The organism is Caulobacter sp. GW821-FHT11E11, from assembly GCF_058808315.1.
Map to the genome: position 1 here is coordinate 1 of NZ_JBXARO010000013.1, position 19938 is coordinate 19938.

The following is a 19938-nucleotide window of genomic DNA, read 5'->3' on the forward strand; positions in this document are numbered from 1 at the left end:
GGCTCCGTCAATCGAACGGAGCCCTATGAATCAGACATCTCGGCGCCTGAGAATCCTGAATGTCGATTGGCCCTAGCGCGGTCGTTCTGGTCGCTCGACCCCAGGTCGGTTCGAAAAGACCGGCGTAGCCGAGTTCTCTAGTGGCGAACGTTCGCAGCCAGCTCCATCCAGTTGGCGAACTCGCAGGCTAGGTGCCAGCGATGACTGTGGATCAGCCGGTCCGGCATTGTGGCGGGGAATTCGACCGTGAGGCGTGCTTCGAAGCCTGCTGCTCTATCTCGGAATTGATGCCGAACACCGCCCAGGAGGACACCGCCGAGAGTCCTGGCGGCGCCGGCCACCTGGATCGGAAAGTCCGGGTCTGGTGGCGTCCGCAGGCCTTCGAGGTCATCGTAGTCGACTAGAAATTGGGTTGGCGTTGGCGACCCGCCTGTCGTCTCGATGACAATCTGCCGCCCCTCGCCGTCGACGCCGAATGCAAGATGGTCCGGGCAGGCCGCGAGCATCGCGCTTGGATCAAGGTTGGCAGCTTTGTCTCGAAACCAGGCGACAAACGTTGCGGCGGAGCCTGTATCGCTCGTCAACTCGCAAACGCTGAATTTGCGTCGCCCCGCAGCCAGTCGGCTGGCAAGTCCGCCAACAACATCGCCCAGCGCCAGTTCCACACCGCGCGCCCTTCGCACGCCGGCCAAACCGAGCTCCAGTTTGCGCGCGAGCAGCAGGGCGTCATCGCGGACGGGATCGGAACTGGGCGAAAGGCCCATTCGTCGCATGACCGCGACCCGCCGCTTTGCCTCCCACGCCGCGATGGCGGAGCGAGCGATCGTGATCCCGTCGATCCGGGCAGAAATTTGAGGCGTCGGCGGAGGCGTTTTCATATTGATCAGTTGATCAATAAATCGACATCTGTCAACACAGGTCATCTGCGCCCTGGCGCGGCGGAGAGGCCGTTGATGAACGATCGGAACACGCGACGTCCCCGCTTAAGGCTGACGCCCGAAGCGCGCGAAGAGGCAATCGTGCGGCATGCCGTCCGCTTTTTCGCGAAGCACGGGTTTGGCGGCCAGACCCGCGAACTCGCGCAAAGTCTCGGCATCTCCCAGTCCCTGATCTTCCGCTATTTCCCGACGAAGGAAGATCTGATTGAGCGGGTCTACGAGGAAGTTTTCGGCAAGGCTTGGAAGCCGGATCTGGTCCAACTGCGGGATCGCGGCAGGCCGTTGGACGAACGCCTGACCATCTTCTACCGCGACTATGCGGACCTCATTCTAGGACACGACTACACCCGGCTTCTGTTGTTCTCGGCCCTCGGCGACGTCAACTTCCACAGACGCCTGTTCCCCAAGATCGCGGCCGAAATCTACCCGCTCGTGATCGATGAGCTCCGTGCGCACTACGGTCGGCCACCTATCTCCGAAAGCGCACCGACCCAGGCGGAGCTGGAAGCTGTATGGAGCTTGCATGCGACCATCTTCTTCCTTGGCATCCGCGAGCACGTCTTCGGTTTGCCCGTACCTCCGCCCCAGGAGACGATCAGCTCGAAAATCAGGGCCTTCCTAAAGGGTGTTGCGGAGGTGATATGAAGGGGCTCCGATAGAGTTGGATGCCGATGGGGATGTCCGCAACGGGTCGAAAGCCGACCTTCAGAGCATACTGGCGTCGAAGCGCACGCCGCCGATCCAGCGATCGATGCCGTTGAGCTGACGCGCGTCGACTTCGCGGGCGAGCACGCGCTGGCCGGCCTCGGTCAGTGTGTAAGGCTCGGGCGTCACCAGCGGTGTCGGCGCGTGGATAAGGGCCTCGACGCGCGCTTTCACCGTCGTATCGCCCATGAAGGGCGCTTCCTCCGCCGCGGCATTGGCGACGAACAGTTCGGCGAAGCTGCGCACGCCCTGGGCGATCGCTTGCAGGAGCTGCTGCTCGGTACGCCCCAGACCCGTGGGAGGCGCGGGATATTCCTCGACCAAACGCGACAGGGCGGCATCCACAAACGGCAGAGCGCTCAGATCCGTTGCAAGCAGCTGGCGCATCGCGCTGGGGTCGGACGACGTAAAGGCGTCCCACGCCCGAGCGCCCAGCGCGCGCTGCTCGGTGGTGACCGGCTGGCGGTCCGGCCAGAGCGATGCAAGCTGCATCGGCGTCAGCTGACCCAGGCCGTAGAAGGGCTCGACGCCCGGAAAGGCGTCGATGCAAATCATCTCGGCCGTGACGTCGGGGCTGTCCGACAGCGCCGCCAGGATCTGGATCAGCTGCAGTTGGTCGTAGAGATCGTGCTCGAACCACAGCACCACATGGCGGGCCGAGCGAAACGCGCCGTCGCGTTTGGCGAAGCTGGCCGCTACCTCGGGAAACGATCCGCCGTCCCAGTCCGCGAGGAAACGCGCGCGCACCTGGCTCATGCCCTCGAGCGTCAGGCCCGCCGGCACGGGGCCTTCATGCAGGACATCCCGCCAGGCGACCACACGATCCGCCACGCCACTGTCGCGCAAGGATCCCGCCGCGCTGTCGCCGTTGGTGAGATGCAGCATCACGCCTCCTATGCGGCCCCTGAACGTCAGCAAAGCACGCCAGCAGCGGCCGAACCCAGCCCTTTCGGGCACGAAAAAGGGGACGCCTTTCGGCGTCCCCTCATCTGGGTTCAGGCTAACAGCCTAATCAGCCGGCCAACGCCGCCTTGACGGCCGCGAGGCCTTCGTTGGCCTTGCTGTCGTCGGGCGCGCCGCCCTGGGCGAAGTCAGCCTTGCCGCCCGCGCCCTGGCCGCCCATGGCGATCACGGCGGCCTTGGCCAGGTCGGCGGCGCTGAACTTGCCGGTCAGGTCGGCGGTCACGGCCACGGTGACGGCGGCCTTGCCGTCGCTCGTGCCGACCAGGGCGACGACGCCGCCATTGGTCAGCTGCTTCTTGAACTCCTCGGCGACGCCGCGCAGCTCCTTGCCGCCGACGCCGTCCAGGACGCGGGCGATCAGGGCGGTGCCGTTGATGTCTTCCGGACCAGCCGCAGCGCCACCGCCGCCGCCGAGGGCCAGTTGCTTCTTGGCGTCGGCCAGTTCCTTCTCGAGACGCTTGCGGTCGGCGATCAGGGCGTCGACGCGGGCGCCGACTTCCAGGACCGGCGTCTTGAACTGGTCAGCCAGCGACTTGGCGACGCCCGCCTGGTCCAGCAGGAAGCGGCGGGCCGCCTCGCCGGTCAGGGCCTCGATGCGGCGCACGCCGGCGGCGACGCCCTGCTCCGAGACGATCTTGAACAGGGCGATGTCGCCGGTGCGAGCCACGTGAGTGCCGCCGCACAGCTCGACCGAATAGGCCTTGGCGTTATCGGCCAGCGACTTGCCGAGCGTGAGCACGCGGACGCTGTCGCCGTACTTTTCGCCGAACAGGGCGACGGCGCCGGCCTCGATGGCCTCTTCCGGAGCCATTTCCTTGGTCTCGGCCGGGACGTTCTGGCGGATGACCTCGTTGACCTCGGCCTCGATGCGGTCGAGCTCCTCGGCCGTCAGCGGACCGCCGTGGCTGAAGTCGAAGCGCATGCGCTCGCCATCAACCATCTGGCCCTTCTGGGCGACATGCGGGCCCAGCACATGGTGCAGGGCGGCATGCACCAGGTGGGCGGCCGAGTGGTTGGAGCGGGTGGTGTGGCGGCGCTCGGCGTCGACCGAGGCCACGACCTGGTCGCCGACCTTCAGATCGCCCGACAGCTCGACGCGGTGGACGAATAGTTCGCCGGCCTGCTTCTGGGTGTCGATCACGCGGTTCTCGCGGCCGTTGGCTTCCAGCACGCCGGTGTCGCCGGCCTGGCCGCCGCTTTCGGCGTAGAAGCTGGTGCGGTCCAGCAGCACCTCGACGGTCGTCCCGCCGGTGGCGCTTTCGACCTCGACGCCGTCGACCAGCAGCGCCTTCACGACGCCCGTGGTCTCGGTGTTCTCGTAGCCGACGAAGTCCGTCGCGCCGGCCTTTTCCTTGATCGCGAACCAGGCGGCCGCGCCGGCCTGCTGGCCCGAGCCGGCCCAGTTGGCGCGCGCCATCTGGCGCTGCTTTTCCATGGCGGCGTCGAAGGCGTCGGTGTCGACGGTCAGGCCTTTGGCGCGCACGGCGTCCTGGGTCAGGTCCAGCGGGAAGCCGTAGGTGTCGTACAGCTTGAAGGCGGTGTCGCCGTCCAGCACGCCGCCGCTCGTGAGGTTGGCGGTGGCGTCGTCCAGCAGGCCCATGCCGCGGCCCAGGGTGACGCGGAAACGCTCTTCTTCCTGGCGCAGAGTCTCGACGATCGAGGCCTCGGCGCGGCGCAGCTCCGGATAGGCCTGGCCCATCTCGGCCACCAGGGTCGGGGCCAGGCGGTGCATCAGGGGCTCGTTGGCGCCCAGCAGATAGGCGTGGCGCATGGCGCGGCGCATGATCCGGCGCAGGACGTAGCCCCGGCCTTCGTTCGACGGCGTGACGCCATCGGCCAGCAGGAACGACGACGAGCGCAGGTGGTCGGCGATCACACGGTGCGACGGAGCCTGGTCTCCCTCGGCCTTGACGCCGGTCAGTTCGACCGACGCGGCGATCAGGGCCTTGAACAGGTCGACGTCGTAATTGTTGTGCACGCCCTGCAGGACGGCCGCGACGCGTTCCAGGCCCATGCCGGTGTCGATCGAGGGCTTGGGCAGCGAGACGCGCTCGCCGCCGGCCAGCTGCTCGAACTGCATGAACACGAGGTTCCAGATCTCGATGAAGCGGTCGCCGTCTTCATCGGGGCTGCCCGGAGGGCCGCCGGGGATGCCTTCGCCGTGGTCGAAGAAGATTTCCGAGCACGGGCCGCAGGGACCGGTGTCGCCCATGGACCAGAAGTTGTCGCTGGTCGGGATGCGGATGATGCGATCGTCGGACAGGCCGGCGATCTTCTTCCACAGGTCGGCCGCTTCGTCGTCGGTGTGGTAGACCGTGACCAGCAGCTTTTCCTTCGGCAGGGCGAAGTCGCGGGTCAGCAGGGTCCAGGCATGATGGATCGCCTGTTCCTTGAAGTAGTCGCCGAACGAGAAGTTGCCCAGCATCTCGAAGAAGGTGTGGTGGCGGGCCGTGTAGCCGACATTGTCCAGGTCGTTGTGCTTGCCGCCGGCGCGGACGCACTTCTGCGAGCTGGCCGCGCGCGGATGGGCCGGCGTCTCCGCGCCGGTGAACACGTTCTTGAACGGCACCATGCCGGCATTGACGAACAGCAGGGTCGGATCGTTCTGCGGCACCAGCGGCGCCGACGGCGTCACCGCGTGATCGGCCTTGCCGAAGTAGTCGAGGAAGGTGCTGCGGATCTCGTTCAAGCTGGGCATGAGCGTCTCAAGTCTTAAGCGTCCGGCGAGCGGCCGGGAGTCGCGCGCTGCATAGCGCGGTTTTTGGCGAAGGGGAAACCGATCCACAGATGGGAGCCCAGGTTGGGGCGGAAAAGGGCGGGTTCGGAGGCGCGTGGCGCTGCATCTGCCCCCTCCACCGCCGTTCGGCGGTCCCCCTCCCCCAGCAGGGGGAGGAGAGATCAACCCGACACCCTGGTTCTTCCCCCTCCGGCGCTTCGCGCCACCTCCCCCGCTAGGGGAGGGTCTGCCGGCCCCGCCCCAGTCCAGAACGAAAATAGGCCGCCTGGCATGGGGTCCAGGCGGCCTGCAATCGCGGCCCTCGCGGCGGTCCGGCCGCGAGCGTGTTGAAGGCGGGGACGCCCGGGGTCGGGCGAGGGCCGCGAAACCTTGAGGCCCCTCAGGACCTAGTCTTTGGGCCTATTCCTCGTCGCCCTCTTCCGGGCCGCCGACCAGGAGCTCTTCCTCGATCTTCTGCGACGACTTGCGGACGGCCGCTTCGATCGAGGCGGCGATGTCGGGATTGGTCTTCAGGAACTCGCGGACATTGTCGCGGCCCTGGCCGATGCGCTGACTGCCGTACGAGAACCACGAGCCGGCCTTGTCGATGATCCCGGCCTTGACGCCCAGGTCGATGACTTCACCCAGCTTGGAGATGCCCTCGCCGTACATGATGTCGAACTCGACCTCGCGGAACGGCGGGGCCACCTTGTTCTTGACCACCTTCACGCGGACGTTGTTGCCGATGATCTCGTCACGGACCTTCACCGAGCCGGTGCGGCGGATGTCCAAGCGCACCGAGGCGTAGAACTTCAGCGCGTTGCCGCCCGTAGTCGTTTCCGGGCTGCCGTACATCACGCCGATCTTGTGACGGATCTGGTTGATGAAGATGACGATGGTGTTGGCCTTGTTGATCGAGGCGGTCAGCTTGCGCAGCGCCTGGCTCATCAGACGGGCTTGCAGGCCCGGCAGGCTGTCGCCCATCTCGCCTTCGATTTCGGCCTTCGGCGTCAGGGCCGCCACGGAGTCGATCACGACGATGTCCACGGCGCCCGAGCGCACGAGGGTGTCGGTGATTTCCAGGGCCTGTTCGCCGTTGTCGGGCTGGGCCACCAGCAGGTTGTCGAGATTGACGCCCAGCTTGAAGGCGTAGGACGGATCCAGCGCGTGCTCGGCGTCGACGAAGGCGGCGGTGCCGCCGGCCTTCTGGACCTCGGCCACCACGTGCAGGGCCAGGGTCGTCTTACCCGAGCTTTCCGGGCCGTAGACCTCGATGATCCGCCCCTTGGGCAGACCGCCGATGCCCAGGGCGATGTCGAGACCCAGCGAGCCGGTGGAGACGGACTCCATCTCGACCTTGCCCTTCTCGCCCAGCTTCATCACCGAGCCCTTGCCGAATGCCCGGTCGATCTGGGTGAGCGCCGCTTCCAGAGCGCGCTGCTTGTCGCCTTCTTCCTTGCCCACGAGTTTCAATGCCGCCTGACTTGTCATGATGATCCGCCTCTATCCCATGATTCCGGCCGCTCGATCGGCGCTTAGCGCGCCCCGCCCCAACGACCTGTGGAACATGATTAAGGCGTACATGCTTTGTTCCGGGTTCGCAAGATGTTCTCACCCCAAGAAACGACCGTTTCTGTCGTAGGTCAGAATGCCGCACCGCCTTTGACCGGAAATGTGACCGGAAATGAGGTGGCATCCCCCGCGCCGAAACCGGTCCTTAAGTCCCGTTGTGCCAGCCTTGCCGCTTCTTGGGGGACTGCCGACATTGTCCATCGATCCTCGCCGCCTTCTGGGCCTGGCGTTCGCCAGCGCCGATCTTCTCGTCGAGCTGCAGAGCGGCCGCGTGCGCCTGGCGCTGGGCGCGGCGCAAAAGGTCATGGGCAAGAGCGAGGCCGGCCTGACGGGCCAGGCCTGGTCCGATCTGTTCCATCCCGACGACCGTCCGCTGATGGACGCCATGATCAACTGCGCCGACGACGGCGTCCGCCGGGGTCCCGTCGTGCTGCGCGTCGCCGGGGTCGAGGACCGCTGCGTGCGGGTCATCCTGCGCGCCCTGCCCGAGAACGAAGGTCGCATCTCGTGCTCGGTCACCGCCGCCCAGTCGGCCGGCCCTCCCCTCACCGCCAACAGCCTGCAGCCGCGAGAGTCGTTCGACGACATCGCCCAGGGCCTGTTCGAGGCCGCCCGCGTCACCGGCCTGGAGCTGGAACTGGCCATGGTCGAGTTCGCCGGCCTCGGGACCATGCGCGAAGGCCTGACGCCCAGCGAGGCCCAGGCCCTGGACGTCCGCGTCGCCAGCGCCGTCCGCGCCGAGTCGCACGGCGGTTCGGCCGCCACCCGTCTTTCCCCCGATCGCTTCGCCCTGCTGCGCCAGCGTGACGACCGACCGGAGAACATGGTCAAGCGCCTGACTCGCATGGTCAGCGCCGAGGCCAGCGCCCACGTGGTGCCGCTGGAGGCCGGCGGCGGCGGCTCCCGTGCGCTCCGCGCTTTGCGCTACGCCTTGGACGACTTCCTGCGCGAGGGCCTGAAGGACATGCCGCCGATGACCCTGTCGGAGGCGATGAACCGCTCGGTGAAGCGGACCCTGGCCCGCGCCGGCGCCCTGGGCGTGGCGGTCAGCCAGCGGCGCTTCACGCTCGCCTACCAGCCGGTGGTGTCGCTGGCCACGGGCCTGGCCCATCACCACGAGGCCCTGGTGCGGTTCGAGGACGGCGGCAGCCCGTTCGCCCTGATCCGCATGGCCGAGGAATTCGACCTGATCGAGGAGCTCGACCACGCCATCGTCGAGCAGGCGGTCAAGAAGCTGGCCAATGACCAGGAGCGCAAGATGCGCCTGGCGGTCAACGTCTCGGGCCGCACGATCGGCAACGACGCCTTCGTCGACCATGTCGGCCGCCTGCTGGCCAAGTACGACGAGGCCAAGGGCCGGCTGATCTTCGAGATCACCGAGACCTGCGCGATCGACAACCTGACGACCGCCAACCAGCACATCCAGAGCCTGCGCGGCATGGGCTCGCTGGTCTGCCTGGACGACTTCGGCGCCGGCTCGTCCTCGTTCGCCTATCTGCAGCAGCTGCAGCTGGATATCGTCAAGATCGACGGCCGCTACGTCCGCGAGCTGGCCGACAACGGCCGCGACGGGGCGCTGGTGCGCCGGCTGGTCGAGCTGTGCAAGGACCTCAAGATCCGCACCGTGGCCGAGATGGTCGAGACCGTCGAGGTCGAGGAGATCGTCCGCGCGGCGGGCGTCGACTTCGCCCAGGGCTGGCTGTACGGCAAGCCGGCCGACAAGCCCGCCCCCGCCCTGCGACCCAGCGCGCCGGTCAAAGCCGTTGCGCGCCGGGCCGGGGCTTCCGATAGCTGGGGCTAGGCCCTAGGCCTTGCCGCCCTTGGCGACGATGTAGTCGTCGATCACGCGTTCCAGGGTGGTCAGCGGGGTCATGCCCGAGAGCAGGCCCGCGTCGTGGAACTCGCGGATGTCGAACTTCTTGCCCAGGGCCTTCTGGGCCTTGGCGCGGGCGCGCAGCCAGACGATCTTGCCGATCATGTAGCTGCAGGCCTGCCCCGGCCACACGACGTAGCGTTCGATCTCGGTGATCGAGCCGCTTTCCTCGTCGCCCATGGTCTCGGCCATGTACTTCACGGCCTGCTCGCGGCTCCACTTCTTGTGGTGCATGCCGGTGTCGACCACCAGGCGGACGGCGCGGAACAGGGCGTCGTGCAGCATGCCGATGTGGCCGCGCGGGTCGGTCTTGTAGATGCCCATCTCGACGGCCAGTTGCTCGGAATAGAGCGCCCAGCCCTCGGTGTAGCCCGAGAAGCCGATGATCTTGCGGATCATGGGCAGGCCCTTGGCCTCGTTCGAGATCGACAGCTGCAGGTGGTGGCCCGGGACGCCCTCGTGCACCGTCAGGGTGGTCAGGGTGTACTTGGCCTGCTCCTTGGTGTCGCGCAGGTTGATCCAGTAGATGCCCGGGCGCTTACCGTCGAGCGAGGGCGAGTTGTAGTAGCCGCCCGGGGCGCCGGCCTCGATGGCCTTGGGCACGCGGCGGATCTCCAGCGGAGCCTTGGGCAGGGCGCCGAAATAGGCCGGCAGCTGCTTCTGGATCCAGGCGGCCTTCTCGTTCAGGTCCTTGATCAGCTGTTCCTTGGACGCATCCGTGTTCGGATAGAAGTCCTCGCCCAGCTTGGCCATGCGCTCGCCGACCGTGCCCGTCTTCATGCCGATGCTCTTGAAGAGCTTGTCGGCCTCGGCCGAGATCGACTTCACCAGGTCCAGGCCCAGCTGGTGGATCTCGTCCGGCTTCAGGTCCGAGGTCGTGTAGTTCTTCAGCGACGTGGCGTAGTAGGCGCCGCCGTCCTTCAGGCGCCAGCAGCCGGCGTCGTGCACGGCCTTGGGACGCGCCCATTCCATCAGCGCGATCTGGCGCTTCAGGGCCGGCAGCACCGAGCCTTCGTAGATCTTGGAGGCTTCACCGGCCCAGTCGCCGGCGATGTTCTTGTCCTTGGTCCGGCGGGCGATCGACTTGACCAGCGGCGCGTCGGCCGTAGGCGTGTCGGCGAAGGCCTTCATCTGGATCAGGGTCTTGTCGATGACGAAGTCCGGCGGGATCACGCCGTCGGCCATGTCCTGCTTGGCGATGGCGGTTTCCTGATCCATCAGGCGGGCGAAGCCCTCCATCCGCGACAGGTAGGCGTCGGCGTCGGCCTTGGTCTCGATGCTGTGCTGGGTGTCCAGGAAGTCGGGCATCTGCTGGTAGCTGCCGGTCAGTTGGCTGAGCACGTAGGGTGCGCCCGAACCACCGCCGCCGTAGCTGAACTGCTTGTTGCCCTCGTCCTGGACCTGGAGGACGAACTCGACGGTGTCGTAGTTGGCCGCATCCATGCCCTTCAGGGCGCGACGGTCGATGGCCCGCAGGTCGGCCAGTTGCTTGGCGGTCTGCACCTTGCCGGCCTCGATGGCGGCGGCCGAGCGGTCGCTGAGCAGGTCCTTGGTCCAGGCCAGGTCGCCGCTGTCGAGACCGAGGCTGGTGGCCGTCTCGGGCGACTGGCGCAGCTGCTTGGCCATGATGTCGTCGAACAGGGCGTTCAGCTTGGCGACTTCACCCTCGCGGGCCAGGGCCAGGGTCGGCAGACCGCCGGTGGCGGCGAACCCCGCGGCGGCGGTGGCGAACATCATATGGCGACGATTGAGCAAGGCTTTCCCTCCCAGGACCCTAATTCGAGGGCGAAGGCGTAGGCCCTTGCCCGAGTTTGGCGAAATTAATTCCGAGTCATCCGGCGAAATCCAGCGATGATTGCGGTCACACCGATCAGGCCAGCGTCACGAACAGCTCGTTCTCGATCACCCACTGGCCCGTGACCTTCTTCCAGGTGGCCAGATAGGTCCCCGACTGCTCGGCCGCGTCCTTCGACAGGCCGACCCAGCGACCGCGCTCGGCGGCGCGATTGCCGTCCGCGTCCAGGTCGATCTGCTCGGTCGTGCGGACATAGGCGATGAAGTCCCGGTCGGCGAACTGGCTGGCGAAGGCCGCCAGCACGTCCTCGGCGCCCAGCAGCAGCGAGCCGTCGCCGGCGATCAGGGTCATGCGCGGATCGAAGAACGGCCGCAGGCGCGCGGCGTCCTTGGCGGCGATCAGCTTGTTGGTCAGCTTGCGGCGGGCGGCGATGGCGTCAGCGGGCGAGGTCATGGGCTCTTTCCAGGTCGTGGAGCCGGTGTAGCTTGCACGGCGTCTTCGCCGCAAACGCCGAGTCTCATGCCCGTCCCGACCCTGACCACCACCCGCCTCACGCTCAGCGCGCCTCAGCTGTCTGACTTCGAGGACAGCAAGGCCATGTGGGCCGACCCGGTGGTGGTCCGCCATGTCGGCGGCCGCGCCTTCACCGAAGAGGAAAGCTGGACCCGCCTGATGCGCGCCCGCGGCCTGTGGGAACTGCTGGGCTTCGGCTACTGGGCGGTGCGCGAGACCTCGACCGGACGTTATGTCGGCGAGGTCGGTTTCGCCGACCTGCGCCGCGAACTGGCCCCCAGCCTGTACGACCTGCCGGAGATGGGCTGGGTGCTGGCGGCCTGGGCCCACGGCCATGGCTTCGGAACCGAGGCGGTCCGCGCGGGCCTGGCCTGGATCGACGAGGCCCTGGCCCCGCCGGTCGTGCCCTGCATCATCGACGCCGACAACGGCGCGTCGCTGGCCCTGGCGACGAAGGTGGGTTTCATCCTGAAGACGCATGCGACCTACAAGGGCTCTCCGATCGTGGTGATGGAGCGGCGGCGCGACTGACGCCCCCTCCGTCTCGTCGCCTATCGGCGCCGATCCACCTCCCCCGCTTCGCAAGGGAGGAGGAAGCGGCTCTTCTCCTGCCCCGCTTGCGGGGGAGGTGGCGCGCTGCGGATACGCAGCGTGACGGAGGGGGCGCAAAGCCGCCACCTCACGCGGCCAGCCGCTGAAGGTGTGTGGGGAGGCGACGGAGCGGCCGGGCGAACCCGGAGACCGTAAGGTTTGTTGTGTTTCGGCTCGCTGTCCGCTCCGCCAGGCTGTTCTTGCCCGTGAGGATGGGAGGCGTGAGCGTCTTTCAGCTCGGGTCCCCACTAGCCCCCGGACGGGCGCGGACCAAGTCGATCGGCTACATCCGTCTCGACCCCGACGATCCACGATAGGCGGTTTATACGATCACCGCCCTGTCGCTCCGCTGTCGGCTTTGGCCCCGGACGACCCGTCACTCGCGTGCGATCCTAAAGAGTAATCCACGCAACCTGACGAAACCGCTCGGGAACCGCCAGCGGCCCCGCTCAACCTACCCCCGCCGCCGTCTTGGGCCGGATCCAAACGCCCTCCCCCGCGACGGGGATGGCTATGATTGTGCGGCGGTTCTGAACGCGGATCATTCAGGACTGCGTAAAATCGACAAGCGGTTGATTTCGTTGTGTTCGATCTCGCGAACTCCGAGGATAGAGCGCGCTCAATCCCCGTCAGCCCCTACTCCTCCCGCAACTCCAGCGCCGTGAACGGGGCCTGGCCGCGTTCGATGCGGATCAGGTCCAGCACGCTGACGATCTGGCGTGAGCGCCAGTGGCTCATCAGGTACATCAGCGGCCCCAGGGTCGCGGTCCCGACGCCGATGATGACCATGTTCAGATTGCCCCGGATGAAGCTCATCACGCTGTCGCCGGCCAGTTCGGCCAGCAGCGCCATGATCGACAGCGGGATGGTCAGGTAGCCGATGATCACCGCCCGCAGCATCTGGTCCTGGCGGCGGGCGTTCAGGCTGGCCAGGGCGGACAGGGCGTCGAACAGGGCGTCGTCGACGCCTTCCAGCAGTTCGAACGCCTTGATCGTCGAGGGATTCCGGCGAAAGCCGCTGACGAAATCGACACCCCAATAGCCCCAGGCGCCGGGCGTGTTGAAGGTGGACGGCAGCAGCGACCACATGGGGAACAGGCTCTTCAGCCGCTTCCACAGCGCCCACAGTTCGGCGTTGCCGGGCATGCTCAGGCGTAACCCAGCAGCGCCCGCAGCCCCGGAACCTGGAAGTCGACGACCCGCTTGTGGACGTCGGACAGCACCTTGGGCACCTCGACCGTGACCTGCAGGTTCTCGCGGGCGGTGCGGCTCTCGCGCGGGTCGGCGCCGACCTCGACGCGTTCGCGCCAGTCGGCGGGCAGGTCGATGCCGCAATCGGCCAACAGCTGGCGGAAGAAGGCCTCGGCCCGCTTGGAGCCCAGGTCCTTGAGGTTGGTGACGATGTCCTCGTAGCGGACGATCACCGCGCTGGAGCCCATCCAGGCCACGGCGTTCATGCTGAAGATGTCGCGCAGATCCGGCACGCGGCCGTGGGCGCCCAGGATCATCATCATGATGACGTCCTCGATCGCGGCCCCGCCGTCCTTGATGTGGTTCAGGTTCCCCAGGAATTCGTCCGACAGGTAGAAGCGGGCCCGCGCCAGCACCCAGTCATAGGGGTCGCGGACCAGCACGATGTGGCGCACGTCGCGCAGGGCCACGGCGGACTCGTCCGAGAACAGCATGTGCCCCCAGCTGATCATCGCGGCCTTGGGATCGAAGGCGTCGCGGCTGCGCGCCAGCAGGGCGTGCTGGATGTACTCGCGCGGCCAATGCTGCTCGGGGGCGACGAACATCCGCAGGATGTTGCGGATCAGGTGGGTGCCGGCCTTGGGCACGCTGTTGAGGAAGACCGGCTGGGTCAGGCGGGCGCGTTCGAAGCGCTGGCCCAGCTCGTCCAGATTGTCGGGCTTGCCGCGGATGATGGCGTTCACGAAAGCGCTTTCCGTAGACTCAAAAAGAAAAGGCGGCGGATCGCTCCGCCGCCCTCGAGACTAGACCTTGGCGGCGGACCGCGAAACGCCTCTCGACGTTCGCGGCCCGCACCAGGGTTAGAACTTCGCTTGGAAGCTCACGAACAGACGACGACCGATGTAGTCGTACTGCGAGGCGAGCACCGAGCGGCCGACCATGTTGTAGTTGCCGGCGTTCTGGCTGACTTGCGGCGGAGCCTCATCAAACAGGTTGGCCACGCCGCCCAGCAGGGTGAAGTCCTCGAACTTCTTCTGCAGCGAGAGGCTGTGGTACGCCGTGAACTCGGTGTGGATCTTGTAGAACGTGGTCTTGGCCGTGTTGACGTCGGCATAGTCTTCGGCGTCAGACGCCTTGCCGACCATGTCGATGCCCCACAGAGCGGCCCAGTCGCCCTTGGTGAAGCGGAAGTTCAGCTGGCCGGTCCAGTCCGGATCGCCCACGAAGCCGTTGCTGTCGACGACGGTGTCGGCGAACAGGGCCGTGGTGTCCTTGAACTGCCAGGTCGACTGCAGCTCCAGATCCAGGCGGACGTCCCAGGGCAGGTCCTGGCCGTAGTTCACGGTCAGATCCAGGCCCTTGTTCGCCTGGGTGGCGATGTTCAGGTAGTTGTCGGTCACCGTGGTGATCAGGTTCGACGGGCCGCGCTTGAACAGCGAGCACAGCTTGTCGGTCGGGAAGCTCAGCGACCGGTAGCAGCCGTTGACGATCCGGGCCGCGCCCAGCTGGGTGATTTCGTTGTTCACGCGGATGTCGAAGTAGTCGACCGCCACCTTCAGGTCGGCGAACTTCGGCGTCCAGATCACGCCGTAGGTCGTGGCCTTCGAGGTTTCGGCGTCCAGAGCGCCAGCGCCGCCGCCCGAGGTCACGGTCGCCTGAGCGCCCGCGCCGGTGTAGGCGCCGGGGATGCCGGCGGCGCGGCAGTTGTCGGCGACGTACTGCGGCAGGGTGCCGGCCGTCAGCGCCGCCTGCCAGCGGATGCAGGGATCGAGGTTACGTTGCGAGACGAAACCGGTCTCGGCGTTCTTGTACAGCTCGAACAGCGCCGGGGCGCGGAACGAGGTGCCCCGCGTGGCGCGCACGCGCACCGACGGGAGGATCTGCCAGTTCACGCCGACCTTGTAGGTCTGGTCGCTGCCGTAGCTGTCGACGTCGGTGTAGCGGCCCGACAGCGACAGATCCAGGGACTGGATGAACGGCACGTTCTTGACCAGCGGAACGCTCAGTTCGCCGTAGATTTCCTTGGTCGTGTCCTTGCCGGCGGTGATGCCCGAGGTCGAGGAACCCCAGATGTTGCCGGCCCGGGTGATCGCGCCGGGGGTGTCGTTGATCTCGTCCTTGCGATAGGCGACGCCGAAGGCGGCGCCGACCGTGCCGGCCGGGAGCTTGAACAGGTCGCCCGAGACCGAACCTTCGATGGCCAGCTGCTTGTAGATGGTCTTGCCGGTTTCGGTGTCGAACAGGAAGGCCTGCTCTTCGGGCGTGTACTTGCCGGCCAGGAAGTCGGGCGACATCCAGTTCACGTCCACGCAGGCGCGCTTGCTGATCGGCGTGGTGTAGCCGACGCACGAGGCGGTGGGACGCGGGATCGAGTTGGCCTTGCCGATGCCGAACGAGCCGAAGTCGCTGCGGCCGTCGGCGCTGTTGAGGGCGTCGCCCAGGACGACGTCCTGCGAGTACAGGCCCTTGTTGTGGCTGTACTGAGCGAAGACGTCCCAGTCCCAGCCCTTCAGGAAGTTGGCGCCGAAGTCGCCACGCAGGCCACCGACGTAGCGCTGGTAGTCGACCTTCTGGCCGGCGCGGGCCAGCGGCGTGACGATGGTCGGGCTGAGGATGTAGTCGCCCGTGAAGCCGGCGCTGAAGGGGTCGCCGTAGTCTTCGGTATAGAGGTAGGTCCAGATCTGGCGATAGCCGTTGGTCTTGGACGCGCGGCGGTTCAGCAACACTTCGCCATAGGCTTCGACGTGGTCGTTCACGTCGAACGAGGCCTGGGCGAACACCGTGTTGCGCTCGGTGCGCGGGGTCAGCGAGCTGGCCAGGTTATAGGGGCTGTTGTAGTCCAGCACGCCCATGTCCGGGTTGGCCGGGTCCAGGCTGTCGCCGACCACGAACCAGCCGGGGGGCACGCCCGGATAGTCGCCGGCCTTACCCGCCGGATACTGCGAGATGTATTTGCTTAGGTTGTTGCCGTAGTCGTACTGCAGCTTGCCGTCGCGGCCCTCGAAGTTCAGCGTGTACAGCCAGACTTGATCGTACAGCAGGTCGCGGCACTGGGTCTGGCCCGTGCGCGGGTCGATGGTGTCCTTGCGCTTGCCGTTGGCGTCGAAGATGTACGACTGGCCGCAGTTGGTCCACGCGCGCTGGCCGTTCGATTGCTCGGCCTTCTTGGCGTAGTCGTAGGTGATGTTGAAGAAGCCGCGCGAGAACGTCTTGCCGTAGCCGACGCTGGTGCGGAACTCCTGGCCGCCGTGACGTTGCGGCTGGCTGGCGAAGGCGTCGACAGTGAAGCCGTCCTGGCCGCGCTTGGTGATGATGTTGACGACCCCGGCCACGGCGTCCGAGCCGTAGACCGACGAGGCGCCGTCCTTCAGGATTTCGACGCGGTCGATGGCGGCCACGGGCAGGACGTTCAGGTCGAACGCCGACACGCCGCCGCGCACGCCGGCCGGACCGGCGCGACGGCCGTTCAGCAGGACCAGGGTGCGGTTGGCTCCGAGGCCGCGCAGCGAGATGGTTTCCGAACCCGGGCCGCCGTCGGTGACGAAGGCGCTCGAGACGGCGGCCGTGATCTGCGGCGAGCCCGACGCGATCGTCGAGGACTGCAGCAGCTGAGCCGTGTTGCCGATCCCCTTCAGGCGACCTTGGTCGGCCGTGATGACCTGGACGGGGTCCGGGCTGTTGAATTCGTTGCGCTTGATGCGCGAGCCGGTGACGACGACGGCTTCGACTTCGGCGCTGTCGGCCTTGTCTTCGGTCGTCTGAAGCGGAGCGGCCGTTTGAGCCATGGCCGGCAGCGCGACGCTAACCGCGAGGCCCGCGATAAACGTCGAGGCCAGAAGATGTCTGCGGTGGGTGAGCATTTGAGGATTTTCGCCCTTGATTGCGGAACTGGCGGCACGCCCCCCACCAAGCCCCCTTGGCGCGACGAACTACCGCTGCGCTCAACCAAGCCGCTTCATTAAACTCGCGCAATCTCGGCGTCGCCGAATTGTCGCATTTTGGGCGAACTGTGGCATCCCGCACGCACTTCTGTCGTTGAGCGGGGCATTTCGACACCTTTTGAACGCCTTACGCGCACGGAAAGTGTCGTTATCTCGGCACAAAAAAGGCCGCCGAGGAATCGGCGGCCTTCCAAAAATCCCGGTTTTTGTAGTTTTTAGATCCCGGCGGGCAGCAGCCGCTGGGCCTGGGCGACCCAGGCGTCGCGCTCGGCGCGGCCCTTCAGATTCAGCAGCGAGTCGTACGAGGCCAGCTCGTCCGGCGTCCAGGCGGCGATCTGGCTGAACTGGGTCACGCCCAGCTCGGCCAGCGAGGCGGCCAGCTTGGGACCGACGCCGACCAGGCGGGTCAGGTCGTCGACGGCGGCCTCGGCGGTTTCAGCGATCGCTTCCACGACCGGAGCGGCGACTTCGGCGACTTCGACCGGAGCCTCGGCCACGGCCGCGACGGCTTCAGCCACGATCGGCTCGGCCTCGACGACCGGTTCGACCACCGCCTTGGCGATGTCTTCATTGGCGGCGACCACCGCTTCGACCACCGGCTCGGCGGCGGCCTCGACGATCTCCTGGGTCGCGTCCAGGACGGTCTCGGTCGTCTCGGCGACCAGGGTCACGGCTTCGATGACCGGCTCGGCGATGGGCGGCGGCGCGGCGTCCAGCACGGCCACGCTCTCGACCGGCGGCGAGACAGGCTCTGGCGCCAGGGCCATCAGCGCCTCGAGGTTCACGGCCTCGCGCCAGCGATTGGTCCACCACCAGTAGGAGGCGCCGGCCATGGCCGCGCCGCCGAACATCAGCCACAGCGGCGAAACCGCGCCGATCGCCAGGTGCGGCGCGGCCTCGGGCTCGACCTTGTCGGTCTGGTATTCAGGCAGGAAAGAGAAGATCGAAACCATGGGGAATTGCTCCAGCGCCGGCGATCTATTGCGCTGCAACATAACACGGAAAATGCGTTCGCAACCGCAAAAATGCTGACCTTAGGTCAACTTAGTCCGACGGCCTTCAGCAGCAGCCCCGCGCCCACCAGGACCGCGATCATGGCCAGCATCGGCAGGCGCGTGGCGAAGACCAGCATCAGGGCCAACACCGTCAGGCCCAGCGCCCCATAGTTCAGGCTGGCCACGTCCGGCAGCATGACCTTCACCAGCCCCGCGACCTCCATCGTCTGGCCGCTGCGGAAGAACAGATGGATGGCGAACCACAGCGCCAGCTGGCCGATCACCCCCACCGAGGCGGCCGAGATCAGGGCCAGGGCCCGCGAGGGCTTGGGCGCGCGACCCCAGCGCTCGAACAAGGGCCCGCCGGCGAAGATCCACAGGAACGACGGGGCGAAGGTCACCCAGGCCGCCATCAGTCCGCCCAGCACGCCCAGCGCCCAGGCCCACTCGACCGGCGCGGTCTGGAAGGCGCCGACGAAGCCGACGAAGACGAAGACCAGGATCAGCGGACCGGGCGTGGTCTCGGCCAGGCCCAGGCCGTCCAGCATCTGGGCCGCCGTCAGCCAGCCGAACCCCGCCGCCGCCTGACCGATATAGGCCAGGGCCGCATAGGCGCCGCCAAAGCTGATCGCCGCCAGCCCGCCGAACGACAGGCCCATCCAGGCCAGGGTCGAGCCCGGCGCGACGATCCAGGCCAGAGCGATCGGGGCCAGCCACAAGGCCAGGCACGCCAGGGCGGTCTTGCCCTGCCCCTTCAGCGGCTTGCCGGGAGGGACCTTCTGCCCTGTATCCTTCGCCGTCACCCAGCCCAGAACGCCAGCGGCCAGGATGACTAGCGGGAACGGCACGGTGGTGAAGGCCAAGGCCATGAAGGCCGCGCCGCAGACAAAGGCCGCAAGCCGGTCCTTGATCGCCCGCTTGCCGATCTTCAGCACGGCCTGCAGGACCAGGGCGACCACCGCCGCCTTCAGGCCCAGCAGCACCGGCCCGGCCCAGTCCGAACGACCGTGGGCGACATAGAGCGCCGACAGGCCCAGCATCACCGCCAGGCCCGGCAGCACGAACAGCAGGCCGGCCGCGACGCCGCCGCGGATCCCGTGCAGCCGCCAGCCCAGCCAGGTGGCCAGCTGCTGGGCCTCGGGCCCGGGCAGCAGCATGCAGAAGCTCAAGGCCCGCGCGAATTCGTCGTCGTCGATCCAGTCGCGCTGCTCGACCACTTCCTTGTGCAGGAGCGCGATCTGGCCGGCCGGACCGCCAAAGCCCAGCAACCCGATCTTCAGCCAGACCGGCAGGGCCTGGGCCAGGGTCGGCGGGGTCTTGGTCACGTGCGCCAGACGCGCGAACGGCCGCCCTTGTCGCCCAGATGCGCGGCGATCCAGTCACCGGCCTGCGCCGCCGCCTCGTCGACCGAGGCTGGCGCGCCGATCATCACCATCGCGCAGCCGTTCATCTTCATAGGATCCGTGAGAGGGCGGAGGCGGAGCTCGGCCACTAGCAGATCCCCTGTGACGGTTTCCATCGTCCGCAGGAAGGCGTCGAAGGTCTCCAGGTCCTTGATCGGGAGCCAGATGGCGAAGGTGGCGTCACGGGCGCGGCTCAGGACGGCGCGCGTGGACGCGACGATCTGCTTGTAGTCGTCGGGCCGCTCGAACGGCGGATCGATGACGACGAAGGCGCGACCCTTGCCAGCCTGCTGCACGGCGGTGGCGTAACCGTCGGCCTCCAGGGCCTGGGCGTTGGCATAGGGCGCCAGGGTCTTGCGCAGCAGCTGGGCGTCGTCGGGCCGCAGCTCGCAGCCGGCGTAGCGGTCGGCCTTGCGCAGGGCGCGGGCCATCAGCAGCGGCGAGCCCGGATAGAGGTCCCCTTCCTGCCCACCATTCATGTCGGCCACCGCCTTCAGCAGCGGCGCGAACACCACCGGCGCATCGGTCGCGGCCTTGAGCCGGAAGATCCCCGCCTGGGCCTCGCCCGAGCGACGGGACATCTCGCCCGAAAGGTCGTAGCCGCCCGCCCCCGCATGGGTGTCGATCACCGAGACGGCGTCGCTCTGGTCCTGCAAGGCCGACAGCATGGCCAGCAGGATCGCGTGCTTGTGCAGGTCGGCGAAGTTGCCGGCGTGGAAGGCGTGGCGGTAGTTCATGCTGC

Annotated in this window: 15 protein-coding genes; 3 read left to right on the forward strand and 12 right to left on the reverse strand. The window is 67.2% G+C overall.

All coding sequences use genetic code 11. The annotated features are described in order from the left end of the window. Nucleotides 1–137: 137 nt before the first annotated feature. Nucleotides 138–923, reverse strand: a complete 786-nt coding sequence (locus tag AC1RR5_RS25450; RefSeq protein ID WP_492926337.1) for a hypothetical protein — start codon at nt 921–923, stop codon at nt 138–140. 30 nt (nt 924–953) lie between these two features. Between AC1RR5_RS25450 and AC1RR5_RS25455 the strand changes: the two genes are divergently transcribed. Then, nucleotides 954–1583, forward strand: a complete 630-nt coding sequence (locus AC1RR5_RS25455; RefSeq protein WP_492926339.1) for a TetR/AcrR family transcriptional regulator — start codon at nt 954–956, stop codon at nt 1581–1583. 60 nt (nt 1584–1643) lie between these two features. On the opposite strand, the gene AC1RR5_RS25460 is transcribed toward AC1RR5_RS25455, so the two are convergent. From AC1RR5_RS25460 to recA, 3 genes are all read right to left on the reverse strand, one after another. Beyond that, the gene (locus tag AC1RR5_RS25460; protein ID WP_492926341.1) at nt 1644–2528 is read right to left on the reverse strand and encodes a DUF1835 domain-containing protein; all 885 of its coding nucleotides are present in this window, start codon (nt 2526–2528) and stop codon (nt 1644–1646) included. A gap of 127 nt (nt 2529–2655) precedes the next feature. After that, nucleotides 2656–5304, reverse strand: coding sequence for an alanine--tRNA ligase (gene alaS / locus AC1RR5_RS25465; protein WP_492926343.1), 2649 nt, complete (start codon nt 5302–5304; stop codon nt 2656–2658). Between the two features lie 438 nt (nt 5305–5742). Further along, nucleotides 5743–6813, reverse strand: coding sequence for a recombinase RecA (recA, locus tag AC1RR5_RS25470; protein WP_492080634.1), 1071 nt, complete (start codon nt 6811–6813; stop codon nt 5743–5745). Between the two features lie 274 nt (nt 6814–7087). Between recA and AC1RR5_RS25475 the strand changes: the two genes are divergently transcribed. Further along, the gene (locus AC1RR5_RS25475; RefSeq protein ID WP_492926345.1) at nt 7088–8695 is read left to right on the forward strand and encodes an EAL domain-containing protein; all 1608 of its coding nucleotides are present in this window, start codon (nt 7088–7090) and stop codon (nt 8693–8695) included. Nucleotides 8696–8698: 3 nt separating this feature from the next. Here AC1RR5_RS25475 and AC1RR5_RS25480 read toward each other — a convergent pair whose 3' ends face one another. Beyond that, nucleotides 8699–10522: a DUF885 domain-containing protein gene (locus AC1RR5_RS25480; protein WP_492926347.1), complete on the reverse strand. Its 1824-nt coding sequence runs from the start codon at nt 10520–10522 to the stop codon at nt 8699–8701. Between the two features lie 115 nt (nt 10523–10637). After that, a complete protein-coding gene (locus AC1RR5_RS25485; protein WP_492926349.1) occupies nt 10638–11015 on the reverse strand; it encodes a nuclear transport factor 2 family protein in 378 nt (125 codons plus the stop codon). A gap of 66 nt (nt 11016–11081) precedes the next feature. Between AC1RR5_RS25485 and AC1RR5_RS25490 the strand changes: the two genes are divergently transcribed. Further along, a complete protein-coding gene (locus AC1RR5_RS25490; protein WP_492926351.1) occupies nt 11082–11606 on the forward strand; it encodes a GNAT family N-acetyltransferase in 525 nt (174 codons plus the stop codon). A 696-nt stretch (nt 11607–12302) separates the two neighbouring features. Here AC1RR5_RS25490 and AC1RR5_RS25495 read toward each other — a convergent pair. The 6 genes from AC1RR5_RS25495 to rlmJ all read right to left on the reverse strand — a co-directional run bounded on the left by AC1RR5_RS25495 (nt 12303) and on the right by rlmJ (nt 19933). After that, nucleotides 12303–12812 carry a hypothetical protein gene (locus AC1RR5_RS25495; protein WP_492926353.1) on the reverse strand — a complete coding sequence of 170 codons (510 nt, stop codon included), beginning with the start codon at nt 12810–12812 and terminating at the stop codon, nt 12303–12305. Between the two features lie 2 nt (nt 12813–12814). Next, entirely contained in the window at nt 12815–13600 is a 786-nt protein-coding gene (locus tag AC1RR5_RS25500) for a hypothetical protein (protein WP_492926355.1), read from the reverse strand. A gap of 117 nt (nt 13601–13717) precedes the next feature. After that, a complete protein-coding gene (locus tag AC1RR5_RS25505) occupies nt 13718–16642 on the reverse strand; it encodes a TonB-dependent receptor plug domain-containing protein (RefSeq protein WP_492926357.1) in 2925 nt (974 codons plus the stop codon). A gap of 371 nt (nt 16643–17013) precedes the next feature. Beyond that, nucleotides 17014–17751: a phasin PhaH gene (gene phaH, locus AC1RR5_RS25510; RefSeq protein ID WP_492926359.1), complete on the reverse strand. Its 738-nt coding sequence runs from the start codon at nt 17749–17751 to the stop codon at nt 17014–17016. A gap of 86 nt (nt 17752–17837) precedes the next feature. Next, a complete protein-coding gene (gene chrA / locus AC1RR5_RS25515; protein ID WP_492926361.1) occupies nt 17838–19118 on the reverse strand; it encodes a chromate efflux transporter in 1281 nt (426 codons plus the stop codon). Then, nucleotides 19115–19933: a 23S rRNA (adenine(2030)-N(6))-methyltransferase RlmJ gene (gene rlmJ / locus AC1RR5_RS25520; RefSeq protein WP_492926363.1), complete on the reverse strand. Its 819-nt coding sequence runs from the start codon at nt 19931–19933 to the stop codon at nt 19115–19117. Before rlmJ ends, chrA begins: the two co-directional genes overlap by 4 nt. Nucleotides 19934–19938: the final 5 nt, after the last annotated feature.

Coding starts and splice junctions, on each gene's coding strand:
- AC1RR5_RS25450 (WP_492926337.1), bottom strand. CDS start 923: ATGACCTGTGTTGACAGATGTCGATTTATTGATCAACTGATCAATATG.
- AC1RR5_RS25455 (WP_492926339.1), top strand. CDS start 954: ATGAACGATCGGAACACGCGACGTCCCCGCTTAAGGCTGACGCCCGAA.
- AC1RR5_RS25460 (WP_492926341.1), bottom strand. CDS start 2,528: ATGCTGCATCTCACCAACGGCGACAGCGCGGCGGGATCCTTGCGCGAC.
- alaS (WP_492926343.1), bottom strand. CDS start 5,304: ATGCCCAGCTTGAACGAGATCCGCAGCACCTTCCTCGACTACTTCGGC.
- recA (WP_492080634.1), bottom strand. CDS start 6,813: ATGACAAGTCAGGCGGCATTGAAACTCGTGGGCAAGGAAGAAGGCGAC.
- AC1RR5_RS25485 (WP_492926349.1), bottom strand. CDS start 11,015: ATGACCTCGCCCGCTGACGCCATCGCCGCCCGCCGCAAGCTGACCAAC.
- AC1RR5_RS25490 (WP_492926351.1), top strand. CDS start 11,082: ATGCCCGTCCCGACCCTGACCACCACCCGCCTCACGCTCAGCGCGCCT.
- AC1RR5_RS25495 (WP_492926353.1), bottom strand. CDS start 12,812: ATGCCCGGCAACGCCGAACTGTGGGCGCTGTGGAAGCGGCTGAAGAGC.
- AC1RR5_RS25505 (WP_492926357.1), bottom strand. CDS start 16,642: ATGGCTCAAACGGCCGCTCCGCTTCAGACGACCGAAGACAAGGCCGAC.
- phaH (WP_492926359.1), bottom strand. CDS start 17,751: ATGGTTTCGATCTTCTCTTTCCTGCCTGAATACCAGACCGACAAGGTC.
- rlmJ (WP_492926363.1), bottom strand. CDS start 19,933: ATGAACTACCGCCACGCCTTCCACGCCGGCAACTTCGCCGACCTGCAC.